The sequence below is a fragment of the Mucilaginibacter gossypii genome, from assembly GCF_900100945.1.
Taxonomy (GTDB): Bacteria; Bacteroidota; Bacteroidia; order Sphingobacteriales; family Sphingobacteriaceae; genus Mucilaginibacter; species Mucilaginibacter gossypii.
The window spans coordinates 531,090-556,643 of record NZ_FNCG01000004.1 but is presented as its reverse complement, the minus strand read 5'-3'; the positions used below and the strand labels follow the sequence as shown (position 1 = coordinate 556,643).

The 25,554-nt window shown below is 42.7% G+C and carries 24 protein-coding genes; 17 read left to right on the top strand and 7 right to left on the bottom strand.

Going from position 1 to position 25,554, the window contains the following annotated elements:
* The 4 genes from BLS28_RS11505 to BLS28_RS11490 all read left to right on the top strand — a co-directional run bounded on the left by BLS28_RS11505 (position 1) and on the right by BLS28_RS11490 (position 6,404).
* On the top strand, positions 1 to 927 hold the full coding sequence (locus BLS28_RS11505; RefSeq protein ID WP_091166844.1) for an efflux RND transporter periplasmic adaptor subunit: 927 nt from the start codon (positions 1 to 3) through the stop codon (positions 925 to 927).
* A gap of 161 nt (positions 928 to 1,088) precedes the next feature.
* Entirely contained in the window at positions 1,089 to 4,178 is a 3,090-nt protein-coding gene (locus BLS28_RS11500) for an efflux RND transporter permease subunit (protein ID WP_091166842.1), read from the top strand.
* A 56-nt stretch (positions 4,179 to 4,234) separates the two neighbouring features.
* Positions 4,235 to 5,236 carry a YncE family protein gene (locus tag BLS28_RS11495; RefSeq protein ID WP_091166840.1) on the top strand — a complete coding sequence of 334 codons (1,002 nt, stop codon included), beginning with the start codon at positions 4,235 to 4,237 and terminating at the stop codon, positions 5,234 to 5,236.
* A 130-nt stretch (positions 5,237 to 5,366) separates the two neighbouring features.
* A complete protein-coding gene (locus BLS28_RS11490) occupies positions 5,367 to 6,404 on the top strand; it encodes a fatty acid desaturase (RefSeq protein ID WP_091166838.1) in 1,038 nt (345 codons plus the stop codon).
* Between the two features lie 166 nt (positions 6,405 to 6,570).
* On the opposite strand, the gene BLS28_RS11485 is transcribed toward BLS28_RS11490, so the two are convergent.
* Genes BLS28_RS11485 through BLS28_RS11475 form a run of 3 tightly spaced genes read right to left on the bottom strand, consistent with a single transcriptional unit; the run spans position 6,571 to position 8,313 of the window.
* Entirely contained in the window at positions 6,571 to 6,948 is a 378-nt protein-coding gene (locus BLS28_RS11485; protein WP_091166835.1) for a hypothetical protein, read from the bottom strand.
* Positions 6,939 to 7,430 carry a hypothetical protein gene (locus tag BLS28_RS11480; RefSeq protein ID WP_091166833.1) on the bottom strand — a complete coding sequence of 164 codons (492 nt, stop codon included), beginning with the start codon at positions 7,428 to 7,430 and terminating at the stop codon, positions 6,939 to 6,941. Before BLS28_RS11480 ends, BLS28_RS11485 begins: the two co-directional genes overlap by 10 nt.
* Positions 7,423 to 8,313 carry an HAD family hydrolase gene (locus BLS28_RS11475; protein ID WP_091166831.1) on the bottom strand — a complete coding sequence of 297 codons (891 nt, stop codon included), beginning with the start codon at positions 8,311 to 8,313 and terminating at the stop codon, positions 7,423 to 7,425. The genes BLS28_RS11480 and BLS28_RS11475 overlap by 8 nt, the downstream gene beginning before the upstream one ends.
* A gap of 313 nt (positions 8,314 to 8,626) precedes the next feature.
* Between BLS28_RS11475 and BLS28_RS11470 the strand changes: the two genes are divergently transcribed.
* Together BLS28_RS11470 and BLS28_RS11465 are read left to right on the top strand one after the other, a co-directional pair.
* Positions 8,627 to 9,070: a hypothetical protein gene (locus tag BLS28_RS11470; RefSeq protein WP_091166828.1), complete on the top strand. Its 444-nt coding sequence runs from the start codon at positions 8,627 to 8,629 to the stop codon at positions 9,068 to 9,070.
* 136 nt (positions 9,071 to 9,206) lie between these two features.
* On the top strand, positions 9,207 to 10,115 hold the full coding sequence (locus BLS28_RS11465; RefSeq protein WP_091166826.1) for a hypothetical protein: 909 nt from the start codon (positions 9,207 to 9,209) through the stop codon (positions 10,113 to 10,115).
* A 355-nt stretch (positions 10,116 to 10,470) separates the two neighbouring features.
* On the opposite strand, the gene BLS28_RS11460 is transcribed toward BLS28_RS11465, so the two are convergent.
* Positions 10,471 to 12,687 carry a putative Ig domain-containing protein gene (locus BLS28_RS11460; RefSeq protein ID WP_091166824.1) on the bottom strand — a complete coding sequence of 739 codons (2,217 nt, stop codon included), beginning with the start codon at positions 12,685 to 12,687 and terminating at the stop codon, positions 10,471 to 10,473.
* A gap of 280 nt (positions 12,688 to 12,967) precedes the next feature.
* On the opposite strand from BLS28_RS11460, the gene BLS28_RS11450 reads away from it, so the two are divergent.
* The 8 genes from BLS28_RS11450 (at position 12,968) to BLS28_RS11415 (ending at position 20,029) form a co-directional block, all read left to right on the top strand.
* On the top strand, positions 12,968 to 13,345 hold the full coding sequence (locus tag BLS28_RS11450) for a glycoside hydrolase (RefSeq protein ID WP_143020737.1): 378 nt from the start codon (positions 12,968 to 12,970) through the stop codon (positions 13,343 to 13,345).
* 111 nt (positions 13,346 to 13,456) lie between these two features.
* Positions 13,457 to 13,822 carry a hypothetical protein gene (locus tag BLS28_RS11445; protein WP_091166818.1) on the top strand — a complete coding sequence of 122 codons (366 nt, stop codon included), beginning with the start codon at positions 13,457 to 13,459 and terminating at the stop codon, positions 13,820 to 13,822.
* A 243-nt stretch (positions 13,823 to 14,065) separates the two neighbouring features.
* On the top strand, positions 14,066 to 14,425 hold the full coding sequence (locus BLS28_RS11440) for a hypothetical protein (protein WP_091166816.1): 360 nt from the start codon (positions 14,066 to 14,068) through the stop codon (positions 14,423 to 14,425).
* A gap of 151 nt (positions 14,426 to 14,576) precedes the next feature.
* Positions 14,577 to 14,948, top strand: a complete 372-nt coding sequence (locus BLS28_RS11435) for a hypothetical protein (RefSeq protein WP_090528324.1) — start codon at positions 14,577 to 14,579, stop codon at positions 14,946 to 14,948.
* A 337-nt stretch (positions 14,949 to 15,285) separates the two neighbouring features.
* Positions 15,286 to 17,640: a TonB-dependent receptor gene (locus BLS28_RS11430; protein ID WP_091166813.1), complete on the top strand. Its 2,355-nt coding sequence runs from the start codon at positions 15,286 to 15,288 to the stop codon at positions 17,638 to 17,640.
* Positions 17,641 to 17,643: 3 nt separating this feature from the next.
* Positions 17,644 to 19,092: a PepSY domain-containing protein gene (locus tag BLS28_RS11425; protein WP_091166811.1), complete on the top strand. Its 1,449-nt coding sequence runs from the start codon at positions 17,644 to 17,646 to the stop codon at positions 19,090 to 19,092.
* A gap of 3 nt (positions 19,093 to 19,095) precedes the next feature.
* Positions 19,096 to 19,317 carry a heavy metal-binding domain-containing protein gene (locus tag BLS28_RS11420; protein ID WP_091166809.1) on the top strand — a complete coding sequence of 74 codons (222 nt, stop codon included), beginning with the start codon at positions 19,096 to 19,098 and terminating at the stop codon, positions 19,315 to 19,317.
* A 418-nt stretch (positions 19,318 to 19,735) separates the two neighbouring features.
* Complete coding sequence (locus BLS28_RS11415; RefSeq protein WP_091166807.1) at positions 19,736 to 20,029, top strand: hypothetical protein; 294 nt, start codon at positions 19,736 to 19,738, stop codon at positions 20,027 to 20,029.
* A gap of 13 nt (positions 20,030 to 20,042) precedes the next feature.
* Here the strand turns inward: BLS28_RS11415 and BLS28_RS11410 are convergent, their stop codons facing one another.
* Positions 20,043 to 21,281: a DUF3179 domain-containing (seleno)protein gene (locus tag BLS28_RS11410; protein WP_090528340.1), complete on the bottom strand. Its 1,239-nt coding sequence runs from the start codon at positions 21,279 to 21,281 to the stop codon at positions 20,043 to 20,045.
* Positions 21,282 to 21,407: 126 nt separating this feature from the next.
* Positions 21,408 to 22,202, bottom strand: coding sequence for an acetolactate decarboxylase (gene budA, locus BLS28_RS11405; protein ID WP_091166804.1), 795 nt, complete (start codon positions 22,200 to 22,202; stop codon positions 21,408 to 21,410).
* 137 nt (positions 22,203 to 22,339) lie between these two features.
* On the opposite strand from budA, the gene BLS28_RS11400 reads away from it, so the two are divergent.
* The 3 genes from BLS28_RS11400 (at position 22,340) to BLS28_RS11390 (ending at position 25,297) form a co-directional block, all read left to right on the top strand.
* Positions 22,340 to 23,050: a DsbA family oxidoreductase gene (locus tag BLS28_RS11400; RefSeq protein WP_223266280.1), complete on the top strand. Its 711-nt coding sequence runs from the start codon at positions 22,340 to 22,342 to the stop codon at positions 23,048 to 23,050.
* A 121-nt stretch (positions 23,051 to 23,171) separates the two neighbouring features.
* Complete coding sequence (locus BLS28_RS11395; protein WP_091166800.1) at positions 23,172 to 23,867, top strand: hypothetical protein; 696 nt, start codon at positions 23,172 to 23,174, stop codon at positions 23,865 to 23,867.
* A 191-nt stretch (positions 23,868 to 24,058) separates the two neighbouring features.
* Complete coding sequence (locus BLS28_RS11390; RefSeq protein ID WP_129571424.1) at positions 24,059 to 25,297, top strand: MFS transporter; 1,239 nt, start codon at positions 24,059 to 24,061, stop codon at positions 25,295 to 25,297.
* Here BLS28_RS11390 and BLS28_RS11385 read toward each other — a convergent pair.
* A complete protein-coding gene (locus tag BLS28_RS11385) occupies positions 25,260 to 25,547 on the bottom strand; it encodes a hypothetical protein (RefSeq protein WP_091166797.1) in 288 nt (95 codons plus the stop codon). The two genes, BLS28_RS11390 and BLS28_RS11385, sit on opposite strands and share 38 nt — an antisense overlap.
* Positions 25,548 to 25,554 lie beyond the last annotated feature (7 nt).

Genomic DNA, 25,554 nt, shown 5'->3' with positions numbered 1-25,554 from the left:
ATGAAATTTAAACATATATACCTGTTTGCAGGCCTTTTAACCTTGCTGTATAGCTGCAAAGGCAACACTCCTGCAGATGATGCCGGCGATGCAGAAACAGCAGCTCAAACGCCCGTAACCGTAACCACGGTTGCCAATAGTGCTATGGTTGATTACATTGACCTTAGCGCCACATCTGTTTTTCAACAAAAAAATGTTGTTAAGGCAAATGCCAACGGGTATATCCAAAAGGTAAATATCCTGCCGGGGCACTATGTAAATAAAGGCGAGTTTTTATTCAGCATAAAAACCAAGGAAGCGCAAAGCATTGGCAACAGCATCAATGTGCTGGATACTACGTTTAAGTTTTCGGGCGTAAATAAAATAAAAGCTGCCGGTAATGGCTACGTTACCCAACTCAACCATCAACAAGGCGATTATGTGCAGGATGGCGAGCAGCTTGCCGTGATCAGCGACCGCTCAAGCTTTGTATTTGTGATGCAATTGCCTTATGAACTGCGTAGCTATGTAAAAAACAATCAGGACGTACAACTTGTACTGCCCGGCGGTGAAAAACTTACGGCACAGGTAAGCTCATCAATGCCCGCTGTTGATTCATTATCGCAAACCCAGGGCATTGTGCTTAAGGTAAACAGCGCCAATCCCATTCCCGAAAATTTGGTAGCCAAAGCGCGGATCATTAAAACGATACGCCCGCATACGCTATCACTTCCAAAATCGGCCATACTAAGCAATGAAACACAAACGGAGTTTTGGGTAATGAAGCTGATCAATCCTACTACCGCCGTAAAAACTGCCATAACCAAAGGCATTGAAACCGGCGGCAGGGTGGAAATTTTAACCCCCAAATTTTTGCCAGGCGATAAAATTGTAGCAACAGGTAATTATGGACTGGCAGATACGGCTAAAGTGAAAATTGTAGAGTAAGCCCCTCTAAATCTCCCTTAAAGGGAAGACTTTTAAGAGAGCTTTAAAAAAGAGATCTGGACTTAGATAAATACAAGAAAACTTTCTGACCATCCCACGATCAGAGAGCTATTTTAAACCTTTCCGCCGATTGGCTGAGCGGGTTGAGTGGGGTTTATACTATGAACCAGCGAAAAAATTACTTCATAACCCACCGCAAGCCTTTAGGCCTGGTACTTGCCCTGATTATTATGGGCGGTTTGTTTGCCTATTCAAAACTGCAAACTTCGCTTTTTCCTGAAATCACTTTCCCAAAGATCAAAATCATTGCCGACGAGGGCCTGCAGCCGGTAAATAAAATGATGGTTACGGTTACCAAACCGCTGGAAAATGCCATTAAGCAGGTGCCGGATCTGCAACTGGTACGCAGTACTACCAGCAGGGGAAGCTGTGAAATTTCAGCACTGCTCAACTGGAATGCTGATATCGACCTGAGCCAGCAGCGTATCCAGTCGAGCATCGACCAGATCAAGAACGACCTTCCTGTCGATGTAAATATCAGCGTAGCCAAAATGAACCCTTCCATTTTACCGGTAAGCGGGTACACACTGGAAAGCCACAACCTGTCTCCTATCGAGTTAAGGCAATTAGCTACTTACACGGTAAAACCATTCCTTTCGCAGGTCGACGGGGTATCGGAGATCAGGGTGATCGGCGGTAAACTCAAAGAATACTGGCTCACGCTCGATCAGCAAAAAATGACCTCATTAGGCCTTACGCCTGATATTATCAGCAATACGCTTGCTACTACCAATTTTGTAAAATCAGAGGGTTACCTGTCTGATTATAAGCGCATGTACCTCACTGTTACTGATGCTACCATCAACGCCAAAGATCAGTTGGAAGACCTGGTGATCAGCAACAACCGCAAAAGGATAGTTCGGCTCAAGGATTTTGCAAGCATCCAGGTTAACGAAGGGATTGAATACACCCGCATCAACGCCAACGGTCATGATGGGGTACTGATAGCCGTAGTGAAGCAACCCAATGCCAACCTAATTTCGGTGAGTAACGATATGGCTGATAAGATTGACGCGCTGAAAAAACTACTCCCGCGGGGTATAAGTATACGGCCATATTATGTTCAGGCCGATTTTGTGAACGATTCGGTTAGGAGTGTGAGCGACAGCCTTTGGGTAGGCTTACTCCTGGCTATTATTGTGGCGGTTATCTTCTTAAGATCGTTCAAGGCAAGTATAACCATATTGATTACCATCCCGGTTACACTTGGGCTTACATTACTTATACTGTACTGGCTTGGCTATACTTTTAATATCATGACGCTGGGTGCTATCGCAGCATCCATAGGGTTAATTATTGACGATGCCATTGTAGTGGTTGAGCAGATCCACCGGGTACATGAAGAACACCCTGATGAGCTGAGCAGCCATTTGGTACGCAAGGCTATTGATTATCTTTTCCCGGCCATGGTGGGCTCATCTATTAGTACCATCGTAATTTTTATTCCGTTTGTTTTGATGACGGGTGTGGCCGGGGCCTACTTCAAGGTGCTTACCGATACCATGATCATTACCTTGCTGAGTTCATTCTTTGTAACCTGGATCGGTTTACCGGTAATTTACCTGCTCGTAACGCGTAAGCCTAAATTAAATACAGCAAAAGCCAAGGCAGAAGAAATACATACAGTTAAGCAACAAAAGTGGGTAAGCTTCTTTATCCTGCGCCCTTATGTAAGCCTTATCATTATTGCCGCGTTGGCTGCCGTAATTGTGATTGTGCCCCCATTGCTGGAGACCGGCTTCCTGCCCGATATGGACGAAGGCGCCATCGTGCTCGATTACAAATCGCCTCCCGGAACATCACTGGAAGAAACCGACCGGATGTTGCGCCAGATAGAAAAACAGATCATAAAACATCCGGATGTAACTGCCTATTCGCGCCGCACGGGTACACAAATGGGCTTTTTTATTACAGAGCCTAACAGCGGCGATTATCTTATCCAGCTAAAAAAAGATCGCACCAAAAGCACCGAAGAGGTGATCAGCGATTTGCGCAAAATAGTTGAAGAAACCCAACCCGCGCTGCAGGTTGAGTTTGGCCAGGTGATATCCGATATGCTTGGCGACCTCACCACATCAGCCGAGCCTATCGAGATCAAAGTATTTGGTGATAATCAACAAACATTGCAAAACCTGTCAAGGCAGATAGCCGGGCTGGTTGAAAAAGTAAAAGGCACTGCCGATGTGCTGCCGGGTATTGTTATCGCCGGTCCTTCGGTAAGCATTCAACCCCATTACAGCAAAATCGCACAGTATGGAATTACCGCCGCCGATCTGCAAATGCAGATCCAAACCGCGCTGGAAGGTAATGTGATAGGCAGCTTACTGGAGAAAGAACAACTCTCACCCATTCGCATGGTTTACCCGGGTAACCGCTCGCTTAACGTGAATGATATCCATAACCTGCATATATTTTTACCCAACGGTAAACTCATCCCTATAACCGAACTTGCCTCGGTAGAGCTAAGGCCTGGCGATGCCGAGATCAACCGCGAAAACCTGCAAAGCATGAATGTAGTGAGCGCCCGGCTAGAAGGCAGCGACCTGGGTACTGTAATAACATCCATTCAAAAAACCATCCATGACAACGTAAACCTGCCAACGGGTTACCATGTGGAGTACGGAGGAGCTTACGCCCAGCAGCAGCAGTCATTTAAAGAATTGCTTATTATCCTGATAACTGCCTGTTTACTGGTTTTTGGTGTGATATTATTCCTGTTCAGGCAGTTCAGGATAGCACTGCTTATTTTGATGATTGGCATTTTAGGTATCGCCGGTAGCTTCCTGGCCTTATTTATTACCGGTACGCCGCTCAATGTGGGCAGCTATACGGGGTTGATTATGATTGTAGGCATTATTGGTGAAAACGCCATTTTCACCTTTCTGCAGTTTAAGGAAAGCGCTATCGAAAATGAAAATAAAAACATTGACGCCGCTATAACCTTTGCCATCAGTACCCGTTTAAGACCAAAACTGATGACCGCGTTGGGCGCTATTATAGCCCTGTTGCCGCTTGCTTTAGGCATAGGTGCGGGCGCGCAATTACATCAGCCACTGGCTATTGCGGTTATCGGCGGATTTTTAGCGGCGTTGCCATTACTGCTTATTGTTTTACCGGCAATGCTCCGTATATTGTACAGCAAAGGGTTTAACACCCATTTAAATGAAATTAATGAAAGCCACCGCGGTTAACACAGCATTTTTACAGATTCGGGACTTAATTTCATGGCAATAAACACTCCCGAAAAATGAAAAAGCAAATTTTGGCCGTAGCCTTGCTCATAGCAGGTATAGCTCCTTTTAAACTGAACGCGCAAACCTATGTGGCCGATAAAACCATCGCGCTACCGGGTGATGGAGGTTACGATTACCTGGCTATAGACAAGATCAACCGCAACCTGTATGTATCGCATGGCACCGCTGTAAATGTCATTAACCTGGATACCGAAAAGCCGGTTGGCGTTATTGATAACATGAAAGGCGTTCACGGCATAGCCATAGTAAATAAACTTAATCGTGGTTTCATCAGCGATGGCAAGGCAAATGGCGTAGTTGTTTTTGACTTAAAAACTTTTAAAACCATAACTACCATTGCCCTTACCAATGCTAATGGCCCGGATGCCATTATGTATGACCCCTACTCCGACCGGGTGTTTACCTTTAACGGCGAAAGCAATAATTCATCGGTAATTAACCCGGCAACGCTTAAACAGGTTGGCACGGTTGCACTTGGCGGCGGCCCCGAGTTTGCAGTATCGGACGGTAAAGGTAAAATCTACAATAACCTTGAAGATAAAAGCAGCCTGAATGTTATTGATAGCAAAAGCCTTAAAGTGGTTAAAAACTATCCCCTTGCCCCCTGCGGCGGCCCAACAGGCTTAGCGCTTGATGCCGCTAATCAGAAATTGTTTACCGTTTGCCGCGAAAATAAAGGGGTGAGTGTTGTTGATATCAAAACAGGTAAAGTGACTGCTACCCTGCCAATTGGCGCGGGTGTTGACGCGGTAGTTTATGACCCTGAAACCAAACTTATATTTTGCTCATGCGGCGATGGCACCACTACCGTCATCAAACAAAAATCGGCTGATGAATATGAGGTGATCCAAACCCTAAAAACTGCCGAACGGGCCCGCACGATGACACTTGACGCCAAAACCCACAAAATTTATTTAAGCGTTGCACAGTTTGAGCCCGGTACACGTAAAGCCATTCCAAATACTTTTAAGGTGCTTGTTTTTAAGCAAAACTAACGTAAATTATGTATAAAATTTATATGAAATGATCGTGAAGATTTTGTTTATTCCTAATATTGCTAATTAATTTTTACAAAAAAATGAACTTTTGCGCACGTTATCGTTATATTTAACGTTTTAACACTATATGATTAAAAAGACTGATTTTGTTTATTCCCAGGAGTCTGAACCTCATCGTATCCGCACAAAAAAAATCTTGAAGGAGTTTCCGCAATTGCGAAAGCTTATTGGTAAAAACCCCGCAACCATATGGGCCATTATTGGTTTAGTAGCTTTCCAGGTTGTTTTAGCCTGGTTTGTACGCGACCAGTCATGGTGGATAGTTTTCGGAGCGGCTTATTTGCTCGGCGCTTTTGCCGATCATGCGCTGTTTGTAATGATCCATGAATGTACACACCAGCTGCTGTTTAAAAACCGCAACGCAAACCGTTGGGCATCCATGTTTGCCAATTTACCGCAGATATTGCCAAGCGCTATTTCATTCGAAAAATACCACATCAAGCATCACTCTTTCCAAGGTGTGCATGAGCTTGACGCCGATTTGCCTAACCGCTGGGAAGCCAAACTGATCAGCAATTCATTTTTTGGTAAAGCAATCTGGCTGCTGTTTTTCCCGGTATTTCAATTGTTTCGCCTTTCACGTTTAAGGGAAATCCATCCTTTTGACGGCTGGATCCTGACAAACTGGTTATTACAGGCAGCATTTACAACCGCTATCGCTTATTTCATGGGCTGGCATGCAGTAGCGTTTCTGCTGTTAAGCTTTTCTTTTTCAGTTGGCCTGCACCCGCTGGGCGCCCGCTGGATCCAGGAACATTACCTTACCGTTACCGAAGAACAGGAAACATACAGCTATTATGGCAACCTTAACGCGGTAGCATTTAATGTGGGCTTCCACAATGAGCACCATGATTTCCCTTCTATCCCATGGAACAAGCTCCCCGAGATTAGGAAAACTGCCCCGGAATATTATGATACATTATACTATCACACCTCATGGACCAAACTGTTTTTCCAGTTTTTGTTCGACAGGGAGATCTCGTTGTTTAACCGCATCCTGCGTAAAGACCGTGGCCGCGTAGCGCTAACAGATATTTCAAAACCGGATATTGACCTCAGCAAGTCCGAAGCCACAAAGCCGGAGCTTATTGATGTTGAGAAATAATAAAAATGAGAAAGGGCCTTGAAAAAGGCCTTTTTTTATTGGTAGCACATTGCCGACCCACGCCCAAAAACATTTCAGATACTGGCGCATATGCAGCGAGGGATTGAGATCCGGATACCCGTGACTACTTATAGAACCGCACGATTACGCAACACGGGAAGTTAATTTACCATAAAACTTTTAGTGGTTTACCCATAGCAATCACACTGTCTTTTGAATTAACACACAAATTAAGTTTATATAATGTATCATTGAGTCTAAATTTGTGAACAAACACACGCGTATCAGATGACGACAACCTATCCAGTTCTTGGGGGCTTATAATTATACCAAACTGAATCTGCGACTTTAGATCCAAATGTCCTAATTGTTGCACATCAATATATTCATAATTTTTATAAACAGGAAAGTTCTCTTTTACAAAACCTTGAATATTACGTTTCAACGGAATTTCGCGTCTAACTGCGTAAATAGTTAAGCCAATTAATAATAGTATCCCGAAAACAACTTTTATGCTTCGAATGTAAGGTTTAATCAAGCCCATTTTAAAAGTGCTATATATAAAACAAAAAATATAGATATTAAAGGGTAGTAAAAAAACCAATATTTTTTATCGGAATCTACTTTCAATCCAAAAAATTTAATATGGCTTGCGTCGCCTATTTTTGAAGTCAAATTAATCTCAGGATGAGTTGATTGAATTAATGTTTCGATGTCCAATGCATGCTTAACAGATCCTTTTAATAGCTTATGGTACCAATATTTGTCCATAAAGTAAAATGCACACATGATTATCATACCAATTAATGCCGCTATGGCCGAGGAGGGAATAATATAACCATGAAGATCTATATTAATTTTTTCCTTTAATAAATAGCCTATTCCAGCCATTATGCCGGTAAATAAAGTTAAAGTATAGTTTCTTATTTGTAATTCAATATCATTAAAATGCTGTTGAACATCAATAGTCTTTTCCCATATTTTTAAAGTATTATCAATACCTTGACGAGAGTTTTGATTAGGCATCTGCAAACTTAGTGAAGCGAAATAATGTTATTAATTCATCAAAAGATTTTAAAGTATAATCGGGAGAGGGTATATCTAATTTTTGAGATTTAAATTGCTTCTCTCTTTCCACATCTCCCGGTGACCAATGTGTAACTTCCTTTAACAACTCATATCTATCACCGTCGATTATATGCCCATATTCCGCATGTACACTCGTAACACCAGCTTGCTGCGCCATATAAATATCTCTATCTAATTTATCTCCAATATAAATACTTTTACTTTTATCTGCGTTAAAATCTTTAATAATAGTATTTAATATTTCAACATTAGGTTTACGAGTTTCTTTCGGCAAGGTTTTAATTTCTGTTTGCTTAAGATCCCAATAATCTTCTGAATAGTGTTTGTAAACCGAACCAGGAATTTGATAACCTTCGGGAGAATATACGGTATCGATAATAGTATCTAAACCTAAGTGTTTAATACGATACTTGGTAAAAAAAACATTTGATTCAGTAAACGCTACTATTTTACTGCCTTGATTTTTAATAAACTTTAATGTGTCTATAACGCCCTCGTAAGCAGTTAAATTATTTTTTTTATTAGAATTATATTCATGTAATATACTTTTTTTACCGTCAACAACCTCTTCAAAAATCGGATAAAAAGACTGATTAATAGATGGCAACTCTTTATAAATAAACGACATCTCCGTCGTTCCATATTTTTCATGAAGTGCTTTAAACTCCTTTTTTAAAATATTTATGTTAATGCCGGTTTCTTCAACTATTCTATTTAGATACGGCATAAATGATTGATACCACATCTCCAACCAATCCCATATTGTGTCATCAAGATCAGTTATCACGAAATTGATATCTTCTTTTTTTATTTGCTCCATATTTAGATAGATTACTTGTTTTATAAACTAAAGTTCTGAATTATAAAATTATAAAGATTAATTTAATTAAAGCTAATATTTTTAGCAATTCTTTATATCCTCTTGTAAATATAATTTGGGGGGCTTAGCCAATGAAGTTACTAAACTTAAATGGCTAACCACCGATTGCGCTGCACTAAACTTTCGGCATGTACCATTGAACATGACCGCAATTTTATTACATCATGGTTTAGCATTATCAATGTCAACCATTTCGCATTCGCCCTTGCATCTTACTAACTAATTTCCGTATTTTGCTAATAAAATTAGCAAAATGAAACAAGTAAGTGTGATAGCCCAGCTCGTGATTTTTAGTCGTTATATCGGTCAGCAGGTTATGATCATTAGTCTTTTAAACAATAGCGAAGTGAATATTGGCGTCCTTACCGGCGTAAAACATAATGCCATAGCAGTTAGTATTGACGATGTAATACGCTGGATCCCGCTTTATGACAACTTTAAACTTTGTGAAATTAAAATACTTTTAAAGCCCTTAAAAAAACTTACGCCTAATGTTGTTTCCGCAGCAAACGAACTGCCTGTAAAAGCGTTCATCACTCCATACTACCAGCAACTGGGCTATGATATGCCTGTTTTTATTGAACCCGGGCACCCCTGCAATTGCAAATATGTTCAGGAACTTGAACTGGCCGATTACCGTACCCCTGCAGAAATATTCCGGCAAAGCGCCTTATTACATGCCTTTGAATCGGCATAAATGTTTCGTGGTACGAATATTGTGTACCATTGCCCTGTTTGTTATATAATTTTCATATAGTCGTAACAAAATCAAATAATTAATGTCAACTTCATACTAATGCGCTTTATTTGCGTTATTGTTTGCAAGAAACAGAATGAGCCGGTCAAAAAAATTAAATATACTCTTACCCATTGTATCCCTACTTTTCATGGGGGCCTTCGCCAAGCACAGGCTGCTCGACAGGCAGGACATTACAGGCACCCTAAATGATAAAGAGATGGATGAAACGTCGGGTATTGCGGCGTCATCCATTAGCCCCGACACCTATTATGTACATAACGACAGCGGCGATACAAGCCGTTTTTTTGCTATAACAGCCGAAGGCAAACTCAAATCAACCATTTATTTTAAGGGTGACAGCACTCAAAAGCTGGGCGTACAGGATTGTGAAGATATTGATGTTGGCCCCGGACCGGAAAAAGGTAAAAGCTACGTTTACCTTGGCGATATAGGCGATAACAATCAAAACAGGCCATATATTACAGTTTACCGCATGGCCGAAAAAAAATCATGGGCTACAGGCGATAAGGCTATTACAAACACACAAGCTGTACGGGCAGATTTTAAATATCCGGATGGCCCCAAAGATGCTGAAACTTTGATGATTGACCCGATAGGCAAGCAATTGATCATTGTAAGTAAAAGGGGTGATACCGTTGCGGTTTACACCAGTCCGTTAAAATACCAGGCCAATACAACAACAGTATTAACCAAACGCTGCAAATTGTACTTCGCGGGCTTTAAACCTTTTAAATGGATCACAGCCGGCGATATCTCTAAAGACGGGCAGCAGATCCTGCTAAAAAGTTACGACAAAGTTTACTACTGGCGCCGCCAGCATAACGAACCCATATGGGAAACTATGGTACGCAAGCCACAGGAACTTACCTACAAAGTTGAAAAACAGGGCGAGGCGATAGGTTTTCAGCCCGATGGTAAAGGCTACTACACTACAAGTGAAGGAGTTTTTTCGCCGGTATATCATTACGATGTGCCAAATTGATTTTCAAACTACGTTATATAAAAATGGCCTTTATCGAATAGATATAGGCCATTTTTGCTATCAACGTCCCATCAGGGTCTCTCGCAGAGGACCCTGATGTATACGTCATGCAGATTGATATACGCCAGATCAGCTGTTCTAACCAAAACGCAGTGAACCTCAAGGTCCTCTGCGAGAGACCCTGAGGGGACATGAAACGATGTGCCAAATTGATTTTTATAAAATCAGCTAATCAAATAAAAAGCGTCATTGCGAGGTACGAAGCAATCCCAAACTATACAGGGTGGCCCTGCTCATCGGGGATTGCTTCGCACCTCGCAACGACGCGTGTTTTTTATCTCCCTACCCTAAATCCTTACATAACCCTAATAAGCTTTACGCCATGCGGTGGGATTTTGAAAGTATATTTGTGGTTAACCGCTATCAGGTATTTCTGTTCCCAAACATCACGGGCTTTGGTAAAGCCTTTTAACAGCTTGTCATTAGCTTCCAGGTTAACAGTTTGATATTTATCAGATGTGTTAAAGAAACCTATTGCTTTTTCGCCTTTGGTGAGCTCTTTTACCCAAATCTGCTGCTCATCTGTTTTAGAAGCCTGTCTTGCACCTTTGCCTAAGGCATCCTGGTCAATAGCCAGTACTTCATCATTCGTTAACAGGCTAAGCGTAAACCTGTCCAGGTGCCCCATATCGCAGCCGATTAACAGCGGCGCAGACAGCAGGCTCCATAAACTGATGTGGGTATATTGCTCATCATAAGTTAAACGGCTATTGTGCAGGCTTGGCCCCCAGCCTACTTTGCCTACAACCAGCATATCCGGATCATTAAAATGCCCCGGACCAGCGTAAGGCGAAGCAGGATCCTGGCTAAAGCCAATATCACTCATACTTCTCCAGGTATCCTGGATATCGCCGGTGGTACGCCAGCTGTTGCCGCCGGTTTCGGCACCCCATTTCCAAACATCACCCCAGCCGTACTGGCAAAAACTGAACATAATATCGCGGTTTACCTTATTTAAAGAGGTGCGCATTACTTCATATGGTTTCTTAAGTGCAGGCAGGTCGGGATGCGGAGGGGTAACTTCCGAGTAGGAGCACCAGTCGTATTTTAAATAATCAAAACCCCAGTCGGCATAAGTTTTGGCATCCTGGTCTTCATGCTGCCAGCTGCCCAAAAAGCCGCCGCAGGTGCGCGGGCCAGGCGATGAATAAATCCCGGTATGCAGGCCAAGGCTGTGTACATAATCAGTTAAACCTTTCATATCCGGAAACTTACTGTTAGCTACGATGGCACCATCGGCAGCACGGTTTTCCGCCTCCCAGCCATCGTCGATATTGATATAGTTCCAGCCATAAGCACTTAATTTCTCCGACATTTCTTTAGCCGAGATCTTTACTTTTTCGTCATTAACGCTCAAGCCCCAGGCATTCCAGCTGTTCCAGCCAAGGGCCGGGGTAAGGCCAATTTTATCGCCAATGCTAATAGTTAGTGTTTTGGTTTTATTGCCTAAGCTATTGGTAACGGTAAGCGTTACAGGATAATCTCCCTTTTGGCTTACCACACCCGAAATGATACCCGTTTTAGCATCAAGCGTTAAGCCGGCAGGCAAGCCCGCAGCTTTATAGTTAAGCGGCTTTTTACCGGTTGCCGGGATCAGATAAAGGAAAGGGTTACCAGGCCTTGCACCGTAAACATCGGCTCCGTTAATTTTTGGCCTGGGCGATGGGTAAGGCGTAAGTACATAAGGCGTAGTTTCGGTTTTAACAATCTCTTTACCAGATTTTTGATCTGTAAAAGTATAAGCTATGGTATACGATTTTTTTGCTAACCGGGCTATCACAAACGAATAGGTAAAAGGCTTGCCTGTGGTAAAGTTTGCAGGGTTTGTTTTTTCGTAGATTACGGCGCCCGTTTCAGGATCGGTAACTTTAAAAGCCAAAGTACCCTGGTACTGGTATTTATTGGTGGTTACCAATTTAACTGATTTGGCCAGGCTGTTATTTTCCTGGAAACTAAAATCGCCATCGGTATTAACTGTAACGTGATCCATTACATCGGCCATGGCAATAGAAAAGTTATCGCCGTAAATACCACCGTCGCCCCCGGTATCGTAAATACGGATGGCCAGTACGTTTTCTTTATCCCACAAAATTGCAGGATCTGAAGCCGGGATACTATAAGTGCGCGGCCCGTAATTGCCATCTTTAATGGTTCCGCTGTGACCGCCATATTTGGCGATAAGCTTTCCGTTTAAATACACTTCGTCGTTATCATCAACACTGGCCAGGCTTAAGCGGAGGCTATCTTTTAAATAGGCTTTCTCCTTAAGCGATGAAGGGATTACTACGTGGATACGGTACCAGCCGAAGCCATCGTAATTAGGGTGTCCCTGCGGTTCCCAGGAATGGGCGACATCAATGTTTTGCCAGTTTTGATCGTTAAAAGTTGGGGACGACCATTGGGCAGAATCACCCACGGCAAATTTCCAGCCTTTGTTAAGCTGAACATCCTGAGCCGAAGCGCCCAGATATGTACCACCCAACAATAGCAATGCGGTAAAAATTTTCTTCATTATTATAGGTTGTTTAAAAGTGAAAAGCGAAACAGGATTTCGCCCGGTTAGTATGCAGATTTAAAGGTACAATCATTTTGAATAATTGGAAATGTATCATTAACATTTATTTAGAGATAGTCAAAAAATGCTCCTAAATACAAATGAAAGTAAAAAAACAATCCAGCATTAATTACCTGGCTGTTATAGTACAGTTTTTGTTCATAAATCGATAATACTGCAGGCAGTAAATTTAATGTACAGTTTACGTTTTGGTTTAATATCGATTTTACATTTACCGATGAAAACAACAGCTATGAAAAAGACTTTTTTAACCTTAGCCCTTGTAATAGTTTGTATTGCGGTTTGCTTTGCAGCCATTGCCGGAATTGCCGGAAAGTGGGAAGGCAAGCTTGAAACAGAAACCGGTGAAATTTATCCATTGCTTTATAATTTTCAGATTGATGGGGACAAACTAACCGGCACAGCCAAAACACCTAAAGGCGATATGCCGATTGAAGACGGCAAAATAACGGGCGACAGTTTCAAATTTACCGTAAGCATCGAAGATATCCACATTGCCCATACAGGCAAATTCTATGGCGATTCGGTAGGTGTTGATATTGAAGCCAATGGTTCAAAAGTACATAGCACTTTAAAAAGAGCTCAACAACCTTAATTTCCTGATTTAAGAATTACATGATATTTAAATTTCACATCATAAAATATCATGTAATCATTTCATCCTAGAAATCAAGGTGCTTATATTTATAAACCAAAATTCACATTTATGAAAAAAAAGATTTTTACTACTACCTTATTGGTAAGCTGCTTTATGATATGTCTTGCAGCTATAGCTGATCTTAACGGCAAATGGGCAGGCAAATTAGTTACAAGCGACGGCCAGGAATACCCACTGCTTTATAATTTTAAGGTTGATGGCGATAAACTGACCGGCACAGCCTTAACTCCGGAAGGCGACGTTGACATTAAAGAAGGCAAAACCAATGGTACCGACTTTTCATTTACAGTAGCCACCAGCGGTATCGTGATACCTCATACAGGCAAATTCATGGGCGATTCGGTTAGCGTTGAACTGGATATCAATGGCTCAAAAAGCAGCTCGGTATTGAAAAGATCGGTTGAAAAGAAATAACCTTATTTGATAACAAGATAATCATGCTGAACTTACTTCAGCACCCCACTTGCTAAGCAAGCTTGCATGGTCTGCCTGTCTCGTGGGATCCTGAAACAAGTTCAGGATGATGTATCTTAAATATCAAAAAAGAAAAACCTTACCCGTCCGGTAAGGTTTTTCTTTTTTTTAAACTTAAAGGCAATAAAATTGTATATAGTTTAAAATTACAGCATATAGGTATCTGCTTAAACTATATCAACAATGAAAAAAGAGTTCCTGGTGATCAGTGCGTTTGTTATTATTACCGCTTTCAGTTTTATTTCGATGGCCGATATTAACGGCAGATGGATAGGTTCATTAAAACTTCCCGGAGATGATCATTTTCCATTAAGCTACACTTTTAGGATCGATAGCGGCAAGCTTACCGGCACCGCCCATGCGCCACAAGGGGATGTAGCGATTACCGACGGCATGATCAACGGTGATAATTTCTCTTTCAGTATCCCGGTACCGGGAGGCAGTTCGCCCCATACGGGTAAAGTTTATCAGGATTCTATTGGTATGGACCTGGTTTACAAAGGCCAACACCTGCATGCTACGTTGAAAAGAGACAAGTCTTGAGTCGAAAGTACTAAGTCAAAAGTCTTTAGTCGGGTTATGCATTTAGATTTTTGAACTTAAGACTTAAAACTGAGACTTCCGACTTAGTACTTTCGACTTAAGACTTAGAACTAAAGTTGCTTATTAAACCCACAGGGCGTACCTTTGCGCCATGCTGCAACGTATTACAGCCTATTTACTCATCTTTTCACTGATCACGGTCAACTTCTCGCGTTTTTTTATTTTCGCGGGTTTTGAGCTGAACAGGAATTACATTGCTACCAAGCTTTGCGAAAACAGGAACAGACCCTGGCTGCACTGCGATGGCAAATGCTACTTCGCGAAAAAGATCAAACAGGCAGAGGACAAGCAGGCCAGCGACGAAAGGCAGTCGCAAAAGAGCCTCTTTCAGGAGGTTTATGTCATCAGTTCAACTGATGTAAAATTCCACTCCAGCCTGTTGCAGGTTATTTCAACCCCTTACACCCCCACCGTACCGGCCGATCGCCCGGCTACGATATTCCAGCCTCCGCAGTTAGGATAATCATTTCATTTTTATTGGTTTTGATTGATGGTATGGTGTGAAAACTATGTCATTGCGAGCGAAGCGCGGCAATCTCATGCTTTACAAAGTAAGCTTTTTTATCTTTTGCGATAGGATCGTATCTGCTACGTATGATCGGTTTTAAACATTCCGTCATTGCGAGGTACGAAGCAATCCCAAACTATACCGAGAGCCTTGCGTAGCCACCCTGCTGATCGGGGATTGCTTCTTACCTCGCAATGACGGGTAGAAGACACCTTTACACTCTCCTATCAATCAACCCACACTCTACTCTACCCATTTTTACACCGGGAAGCAACTCCCGTAATAATATATAATGAAACGATATTTAATCCTACTTATAACTTTTATACTCGTTAAAACCCTGGCTCACGGCCAAAACATACAGGGCACCATAACAGATGCCAATACCCACGAAGCCATCGCGGGTGCATCAATTTGCAATGCCGATGCAGCTACAGGTGCAAAGCTTGGCATGACTAATGCCAAAGGGCAGTTCAGCATCAATACCCAAGGCATTATCCGGCTTAAATTTGCCATGGTTGGTTACAGCGCGCGCATTATTGAGGTATCTGCCATAAAAGGCCAAAAGCTTGATATTGCCTTAGAACCTTCTACTGTCGATCTGCAACCTGTGGTAGTAACCGCCAGCCGCGAAGGACAGGCAAGACAGGACGCACCTATCGCCATCAGCAAAATTAATTCTACCCAAATTAAGGATACCAAAGCCACTGCCCTTTATCAATTGCTGAACAAGGTTGCAGGTGTTTACATGGTGAATTTGGGTAACGAACAGCACACCATGGCTATTCGTCAGCCTATAACTTACAATGCACTTTACCTGTATATGGAAGATGGCGTACCTATCCGCCCTACAGGCATCTTCAACCATAACTCGCTGTATGAGATCAACATGTCGGGCGTTAAGGATATCGAAGTGATCAAAGGGCCGGCATCATCGCTTTACGGCAGTAACTCCATTGGTGGCGCGGTTAACTTTATTACCCAGGGCCCGCCTACAGGTTACGCCGGCAATGTTTCTGTTCAGGGCGATAATTATCATTACCGCCGTGTTGATGCCGACGGCGGTTTTACCCAGGGCAAATTTGGTTTGTATGCAGGTGGATATGTAGCCCATCAAACCGATAGCTGGCAGGATTATTCTGATTTTGATAAGTACTCGGCCAATTTTAAAACTACCTATGATTTCAGCGCCAAAACTAAACTTACCACTTCAGTTGCTTATAATTATCTGAACACCCAAACTCCGGGTAGTTTGGACAGCGCCCGGTTTTATGACCGTAGCTACGGCTCCAACCAACGTTTCACCTATCGCAAGGTAAAATCGTTTCGTGCCGGCACCCGTCTGGATCATCAGTGGGATGACAAGAACAGCACTTTTGTAACGCTCTTTTTCCGCAATAACTCTACAGCGCAATTGCCAAGTTACTATATCTCCGACGTGCGCGACGCTAACGGTGTTTACAAAAGCAGCAACGGCCAGGTAAACGATCAAAAATTCAACAGCTATGGCTTACTGGCACAGCACCGGGTTGATTTTGATTTCCTGCATTCGAGGCTCATTGGTGGTGTTTATATGGATGACAGCCCGAGTTCATATTATGCCCAATATCTTGATATCACCAAAGATGTAGCTAACAACTATTACACCAGCTTCAGTAATACAGGCAGGTACATTGACAACTACAAGATCAAGTTGTTCAACACCGCGGCTTATGTCCAGTATGAAGTCAAGCCTACTGAAGCATTGAGGATTGTTGGTGGTTTACGTTATGACAGGGTTCATTACAACTTTGATAATGAGATCCCGGCCGGACAAACCAAGTATAAACAACAGGAAACCAACAATTTTAATATCGTTGCTCCCAAATTGGGCATCACCTATAACTTTGGCAATAACAAAGGTATTTACGCCAACTATAGCGTAGGTTTCCAACCACCAGAGACAGGTGATTTGTACAGTTCACGTCAGCTTACCCAGCTTAAACAGGCCACTTTTGATAATTATGAAGCGGGTGGCTGGTTTTCGGCGTTTAACAAAAAGTTGTATTTTGAGTTGAGTATATTCGACCTGGAAGGCCATAACGAAATCATTAACCAATTGCTACCGGATAACACTACCCAGAACCAAAACGCAGGTGCAACACGTCACCGGGGGATTGAATACTCGGTTACTGTGGCCCCGGTTAAAGAGCTTACCTTCAGGTTTAGCGGTACCAATGCCAAACATACCTATGTTGAGTACAGCGAGGTGACCACCAATTACACCACCGGCACCAACACGGTAACCAACTATGATGGCAAACGCATGAACAACGCACCAGCCTGGATTGCCAACTCCGAACTCACATACAAGCCGCAGTACTTTCCTGGTTTCAGGATAGCAACAGAGTGGCAGCACATTAATCAATACTACACCAACCCAGCCAATACCAAAACTTACTCAGGTTATGATATTTACAACCTGCGTCTGGGTTATGATGTAAAAAGCAGCGTATTAAAAGGCGCGGGCATCTGGTTCAATGTGCTTAACTTAACCAATAAGCTTTACGCTACAACAGTAACCAGCAGCCAGTACGGCGATACCTATAACGCCGCGCCGCCACGTACTTACACCCTGGGCATCAGTTATTCATTTTCAAAATATTGATCAATGGCATCAGCAACAGTAAAAAGCAACTTTTATAAATGGCACCGGGTGCTGGGCTTAACAGCCCTCATCCCGGTGATCTTCTGGACACTGAGCGGTCTTTCACACCCATTCATGTCAAACTGGTTCAGGCCTTCAATTGCGGAGGAAGTGTTCAAACCATTGCCTCAAAGCCAGATGAAACCGGTACTCAGCATTCAGCAGGTATTGGATAAAAATAATATCTCCGTTATCCGAAACTTCGGACTGATTAACTTTAATCACAACACCTATTACCAGGTGCTGGATAAAGATAGTGTGTACAATTACTACTCGGCCAATGACGGGGTATTGTTAAAAGATGGGGATAAGCTATATGCCACTTATCTTGCCCGCTATTTTACGCAGGACTCAACATCTAACATTAAAAAGATCGCTCTGCAAACAACATTTGATGGGCAATACCAGCCCATCAATCACCTTTTGCCTGTTTGGAAGATTAGCTTTGACCGTCCCGATGGCATGGACATTTATATCGAAACCAGTCAGAGCCGCATGGGTACATTTAACAATAATACCCGCAAGGCTTTCCTTTGGCTGTTTGAACAATTCCATACCTGGCAGTTTTTGGCTGATATCGGCGGCGATATTTTCCGAAATGTAGTATTACTCATCATCATGGTGGTAATGCTGTTCGCCCTCATCAGCGGCTTAACTGTTTATGGTTTAATGTGGAAAAAGTTTAAATCCGTAACTCAAAAGCGAAAAGAAAATGGCGGTGAGGACAAGCGCATCGTTCATCGTTATCACCGGCAGATAGGCCTTATCGTTTCCTTTGTGATGTTTACTTTTGTGACCAGCGGGGCATTCCACCTTGCGGTAAAGCTGCATAATACCGAAACGCCTAAAGCCGACTATGGACAAGTGATCGACAGGAAACAGCTGGCTATCTCCAACCTTCAGCTTCCTGTTGCCGATAGTATCATCAAGAGGATAGCCGTGGTTAACTTTGGTGGCAACAGCTATTACCAGGTAACTGATAATAAAAAGCAGATCTCCTACTTTAACACCTTAACCGGCATAGAACAAATTAATGGAGATGAGGATTATGCCCGTTTTTTAAGCACCTACTACCATACCAGCCTTGATGCTGATAAATTTTATGGCAGGGTAAAAGTTAACCAGGTAAAGCAGTTTGATAACGAGTATGGTTTCATCAACAAACGCCTGCCGGTTGAAAGGGTAAGTTATGCCGACGGCAGCAATTGGTATATTGAAACTACCTCATCAAAACTGGCTACAAAAGTTGCAGGAATTGACAGGGCCGAAGGGCTTTCTTTTATATTTTTACACAAATATTTCGGCATGACCTGGGCGGGTAAGGATATTCGCGACATAGTGAGTATACTGGCCTCTTTAGGTGTGCTGGTAGTATCGTTGTTCGGGTTGGCCTCATTCATCAAAAACAAATAATCAATGAAAAAAAGCTTTATCATTTTAGCCTTAGCCGGCCTTGCCCTTGGCGCCTGCAACAGTGCGGTTAAAAGCACCGGCAAAACCGACACCACCTCAACAGTAAAGAAAAAAGGAAAATACACCTGCACCATGCACCCCGATCTTACGTTTGATAAACCCGGCACCTGCCCTAAATGCGGCATGGCCCTGGTTGAAAGGGATACAACGGAGGATAAGAAATAGTAAAAGAAAAAATGTCATTGCGAGGAGTAGCATAAGCCAATGCAATGAGGCGACGCGGCAATCTTTTAGCTATACAGGGCGGCTATGCATTAGCTACGAGATTGCCACGCTTCGCTACCCATGACAACTTAAAACGGTGTCATGGGTAGCCTGTCGAAGCATGGTGGGTAGGCCTCTGCGCGCGAGTCTTCGACAGGCTCAGACTGACAGGCTCTCTTTTGTCATTTCACTTTCAGAGGCCTCCGGATTTAAACACTCGCAATGACATATTTTTAATTTTTTCAGCTTGCACACGTTGAAAAGGTGTGCAATTTCTATCCGTAACAATTACAGCTTCCACCCGTCTCATACTTACAAACAATACAACTTATATCCCGTTATACCCCCTGTTACAAATAAATCACTAATTTTGGCGCTGATGAAAAAGGTGGAAGTATTAAAAATGATTGACCTGGTTGAAGAGATCAAGAAACTTGATGATCTCATACAACAAAGCCGTAAGAAAAAAACTTCTGACTTTGTAATCAACCAGTACGAGGCAAAAAAACTTAAGCTCATTGGTTCAACCATCACTGAACTGGCTTCCGCTCCCATTCAATCCATCGAAAGCTACCAGCTTATTCAAAAGATCCTGAATAAGTATTACCCCAACATTTCTGAAGACGCTCTGCTTAATGACGATGACATCAGCAAAATAGCAACCGCTATTTAATTAAAGCCGCTTGTTAAAAAGGCGGGTAAATGGATGCCGTTTGCTCCAGCGATTCATCGCCTTTCCAAAACACGGTACCGGGATGAAAATGTTTCCATGAGTGCCAGTATTCCTGGTAGGCCTGAATTTTAGCAAGGCGCTGCCCTTTTTGTGTACCGGTTAAGCACAGGCCGTCCCAATCCCAAACCGAAGCGGTTTCTTCGTCGGTGAGCATGCCTTTATCATCCAGTTTAAAGTGAAGGGTTTTACCGCTTACTGATGTATTCCAGGCATGATAGCTGAGGCTGTCCTTTTCAATGCCAATAAGCAGTGAACTTTTGTTCAACTCATCATTCAGCAGGCGTTTGGCGTACATGTGGCGCCAGTCGTAAGCTTTGGCTTTGCCGTTTATGATCACACCAATTACCCAGCTTTTACGCATCAGGGAATCTTTGTTTTTTATAGTGCTGTCACGGTCGATAGCTTGCACACGGTCGTAGTTTTTCAGGTCGGCATAATCTGCGGTGTATAGCCTGTCGGGTTGTAAAATGAGCGTTTCGGGATGTTTCTGTAACCAGGCCGCGAGGGTTAATTGTTCATAAGGCAGCTCGGTTAATTGCTTTCCTTTCAGCTCCCCAACAGCCGCGTTACCGGTAGCCTGGTACCACCAGGTTTTAGTGTTTTCATCTTCAATTATAGCATTGTAGTGCCTTGCCCCCACCAACCTGAAGTTTTGCCTTACACCGTTTATAACCGGACTGTAAACCCTGCCTGTACGGCACATGGTGCAATAGGTAACCAAAACGGGTTTATTGCCTACATCGTCCTGCAGTTTATGATGATAGCCCAGGTAGATGAGCGGATAAGCTTTGGCTACACCGTTGTTTACAACACCCACTACCAGGTAGCTTAACGGCACCCTGTTTTTTAATCCATTGGCAAAAACAGCTTTTGTGGTTTCTTTAAACATGGTTTCTGCCTTATACATATAATCGGTTATGTAAAAGCTGCCTATGCAAAGCACAAAAACAGCGGCTTTAACAGCCTTTTGTTTAAAGGTATTTTTAGCGTAGAATTTAAACAGGTACCAAACAACGAATAGCAAGCCAATCAAGCGCAGCGGCATGATCACCTTTTCGAGATAATAACACAGGGTTATGGCATTCAGATCCTGGCTGCCGGGAAATGGCATGAGCAGGTAAGCATGAACAAGGCCGGGTACCACAAGTAAAATGATACCTATCCAGAATATTTTAGCACTGTTCCATCTCATGCTTATTCAATAAATCCTCAGCATTGGGCTGTTACCTCAATAAGTTTATAATTGGTTTATAATTTCCTAATTTATAAAAATTTACATATTACAAAAAATTATCGTCCAAATAAAAACGATCAGTCATTATTGCTTTTTTCCATTCTCCACGCTTTTAATCTCTTCCTTGCGGTCTTTCTTAAAGTCAAAGCTGTTAAATTCCGGCGTTTGCGGCAGGTCAATGGTATAGCTTGTTAACGTTTCAACTTCAATGGTGATATCATCTGCAAGCAAATCAATAATATGGCCGCCACCGGTTTTATCATCAGATAAAAAATGAAAATGGTAGCCGCTGATATGCGCTCCTTCCATCAGTGCAGGGATCTTAAAACCCATAAGATCGCCTTTGATGTTCTTAAAATCAAAAAAATGTTGCCTGTCAAGCATCGCCGCCAAGGGCAAATAAGGTTTATCAACCGGCGGGAAAGCCCTTGTTTTAACCATACTAAAATTTCCTTTGATGTGGATAGCGTAGATCCCGTTCTGGTTGGTTAAGATACTGTCAAGGTAGCTAAACAGTGCCGACTTGGATAAAGGCTTATTACACTTATATGTTTTTTCGGCATGAAAAAAGCAAACCACAGCATAAGGGGTTTTGCCGGTATCGGCAAGTTGGGTTGTTTTACCCGTTGACTGAGTTTGATAAAGTTTGCCGTTAAACACCATGAGCTCACCATCAAGCTTGCCCGGGGCGCCCAAACCAAAATCGCCATGTTGTTTTAATTGTTTATACGGATAATAGGAATCATACAAGCCGCCAATAAAGCCTGCCGCGTAACCTGCGCTGAATAAATTTTTATCAGTTGTTTTTTGTTGTGCCGATGTTTTAAGGCTTGTAAAGATCATTAAGAGCAAAAAGCATCTCAGGCATAAATTCTTCATGAGGGGAACGTGTTTTTAAAGCAATAAAAGTAGTTCAAAAATCACTCTGGCATCTAACAAAGCCTGTTAAATTTTACTTTGCCTTTACGGGGATAAGAATTACAGGCCTTAAATTTGTTTAAACATTTAAAATAGAAATGATGAAGGTAGAAATATGGTCGGATGTGATGTGCCCGTTTTGTTATATAGGCAAACGCAGGTTCGAGGAAGCACTGGCCGGCTTTGAAGGCAAAGAACAAATTGAGATAGAATGGAAAAGCTTTCAGCTAAACCCCGACCTTAAAACCAACCCCAATATCAGCATTAACCAGTACCTGGCCGATATAAAAGGATGGACGCTTGACCATGCCGAACAGATGAACGACCATGTTACCCAAATGGCAGCGCAGGCCGGCCTTACTTATAACTTCAGCAAATCGGTTGTGGCTAATAGTTTTAATGCGCACAGGTTAGCTCATCTGGCCAAAAAGCATGGATTAGGAGACGCTGCCGAAGAAGCTTTGTTCAGGGCATATTTTACCGAAGGCCGCAATATTGATGATACCGAAACTCTTATTGAAATGGGTACGGCGATTGGCCTGAACGCTGAAGAAATTAAACAAATGCTTGAAAGCGACACCTACGCCGACGAGGTAAAACACGATATTGCCGAAGCTCAATATTTAGGAGTGCGTGGTGTTCCGTTTTTTGTAATGAACCGCAAATATGCCGTATCAGGGGCACAGGAGGTGGCCGTATTTAAAGATACCCTTGCAAAAGCCTTTACCGGCTGGCAGGAAGAAAACCCCAAACCAGCATTTGATACGATCGAAGGCGAATCATGCAGCCCCGATGGCGACTGTAAATAATTGAAAAAATTGTAAACTTTTCTTAACATTATTTGTATCAAATAGTTTTTCTCCTACGTACAAAGAGCTAAAATACTTATATTTAAACCGTTAAAACCATAAACTATCACTCTTTGTATATATGAAAAAAATTTACTGTAAAGTAATTACCCTTCTTTTAATAGCAGCTTCGGTAAGTAGCTGCAAACTTGACCCACCGCTCGGGCCGGATAAAGAAACAAAAGCAATTGCCGTTGTCCCTACCACAGGTACAGGAACCGGGACGGGTACGGGTACGGGTACCGGCACTGGCACTGGCACTGGAACGGGTACCGGGACGGGCACGGGAACCGGAACTGGAACTGGAACGGGTACAGGAACCGGGACGGGCACGGGAACAGGTACAGGTACAGGAACTGGAACTGGCACAGCTGACGACGGCTCTGATTACCCGGCTACTTCGCAAGGAACCATCTCCTACCAGGTTGATGGAGGTGCCAAGGTTGTAAAGAGCGGCCCTATGCTTACATCTATAGATCAAAGTCCGATATCTACTACCGGAACTACTATGATTTCGTACATCAATGGTAATGGTTCGGATATATTTCAGTTAGGAGCCAATACAGTGGTCGCAGGCACCTATGATCTAATAGATTTGAATGTTAATTTGGGTGCAAATATAGATGCTACTTTTTTCGGTGGCAAAGTTAAGTTTACAACGTTAAATCATTCAAGCGCAAGCAAAGGAAATGCAGTAGGTACTTTCAGGGCCGAGTTTAAAAACCTGAATACCGGTATATCATATGTCGTTGTTGGCTCCTTTAATGTAAAAACTTAACAATATAAAGCAAGATTATAGAAGCGTTCGCTTTCAGTCAATTACAGGCTAAGCGAGCGCTTTTCCGTTTATATAGTGTTTAATTCACGTAAAAGTAAAAAACGATTTAGCTTATTAAAAGTACAATTAATTGCCTTATATTTGTGGCAATTAACCATAGTGTCATTTAGACACTATGGCAATACTAAAACATGAACAATATCCCACAAAAAACAGATACCATTAACAAGTTAACGCTCCGCATTGCCGTGGGTGCTATGTTTTTTATGGCGGGGTTAAGTTTCTCAAGCTGGGCATCACGCATTGCTACTGTTCAGCAAAATTTAGGTTTATCAGACGCCGGTTTGGGTGCCGTGTTATTCGCCCTGCCGGTTGGCCTCATGTGTTCCCTGCCTTTCTCGGGCTGGATCATCACCAAAATAGGCAGTAAAAAACTCGTTATCGCCGCGCTGTTGGTTTACGCTGCTGCATTGGTAAGTTTAGGCCTCGCACAAAATACTTTTCAGCTTATCATCTGCCTGCTTTGTTTCGGCTTTGCAAGCAATTCTGTAAACATTGCGGTAAACACACAGGCAGTGGCTACCGAGCAGCTTTATCAAAGGCCTATTATGGCATTTTTTCATGGCTTGTGGAGCCTGGCCGGTTTTACCGGGGCAGGTATAGGTACGTTCATGATAGCCAACGGCATTATCCCTTTTCATCATTTTTCGTTAATGCTGATCGTGATAGCGATTGGCGTGGCCGTAGCTGCCCGTTACCTGAAAGATGATCAAGTAACCGACTCCGGGCCTGTGTTTGTAATGCCCGATAAATCGCTCATCAAATTAGGTATTATAGCCTTCTGTTCCATGATTTGCGAAGGCGCTATGTTCGACTGGAGCGTGATCTACTTCAAAAAAGTAGTACTGGCCCCCGAGGCGTTGGTTGGCATAGGCTTTACTACATTCATGTTCACCATGGCAGGCGGCCGTTTTGTGGCCGATTGGTTTGCTCACAAATTTGGCTTAAAACGCACCTTACAAGTTAGCGGCTCATTAACCGCAACAGGTTTGCTAATAGCGGTAGCTTTCCCTTATGTTTATACGGCCATGGCCGGTTTTTTACTGGTTGGTGCCGGTGTATCATCTGTAGTGCCTATGGTATACAGCGCTGCCGGCAAATCAAAAACTATGTCGCCGGGCGTTGCACTGGCTGCAGTATCAACTATTGGTTTTATGGGCTTTTTAGTCGGTCCGCCGGTTATCGGTTTTATAGCAGGAATTGCTACCCTCAGGGCCTCTTTTATCCTGATTGCCTGTATGGGAATTTCGGTAGTAGTGGTATCAACAATGGCCAAAATTGATTCGGATAATACCAAAGAGGAATTACCCAACGATACAACAACCGTTGATTTTAGTCCTCCTGTTCCAAATCCGCAGCGGCAGGGTTAAGCAGGTATTCAAACTGCTCGTACCCGTTGTGAAAAATAAACTTCAGCCTTTCCTTCGGTAAATTAATATCCAAGGCCATCAGCGCAAGTGTTTCGGGCAGGTTATCCCTTATTAGTTTAAGGTCTGTAACATGCGGCATCTCCACAAAAATATCATCCCCCTGCGGCTTGATCTCCCAACCATTTAAATGAGCGTTTTTCAATGTACTTATCCATTTTTGCTGATAGTTATTCATAATATCCGGTTTCATTGATAAA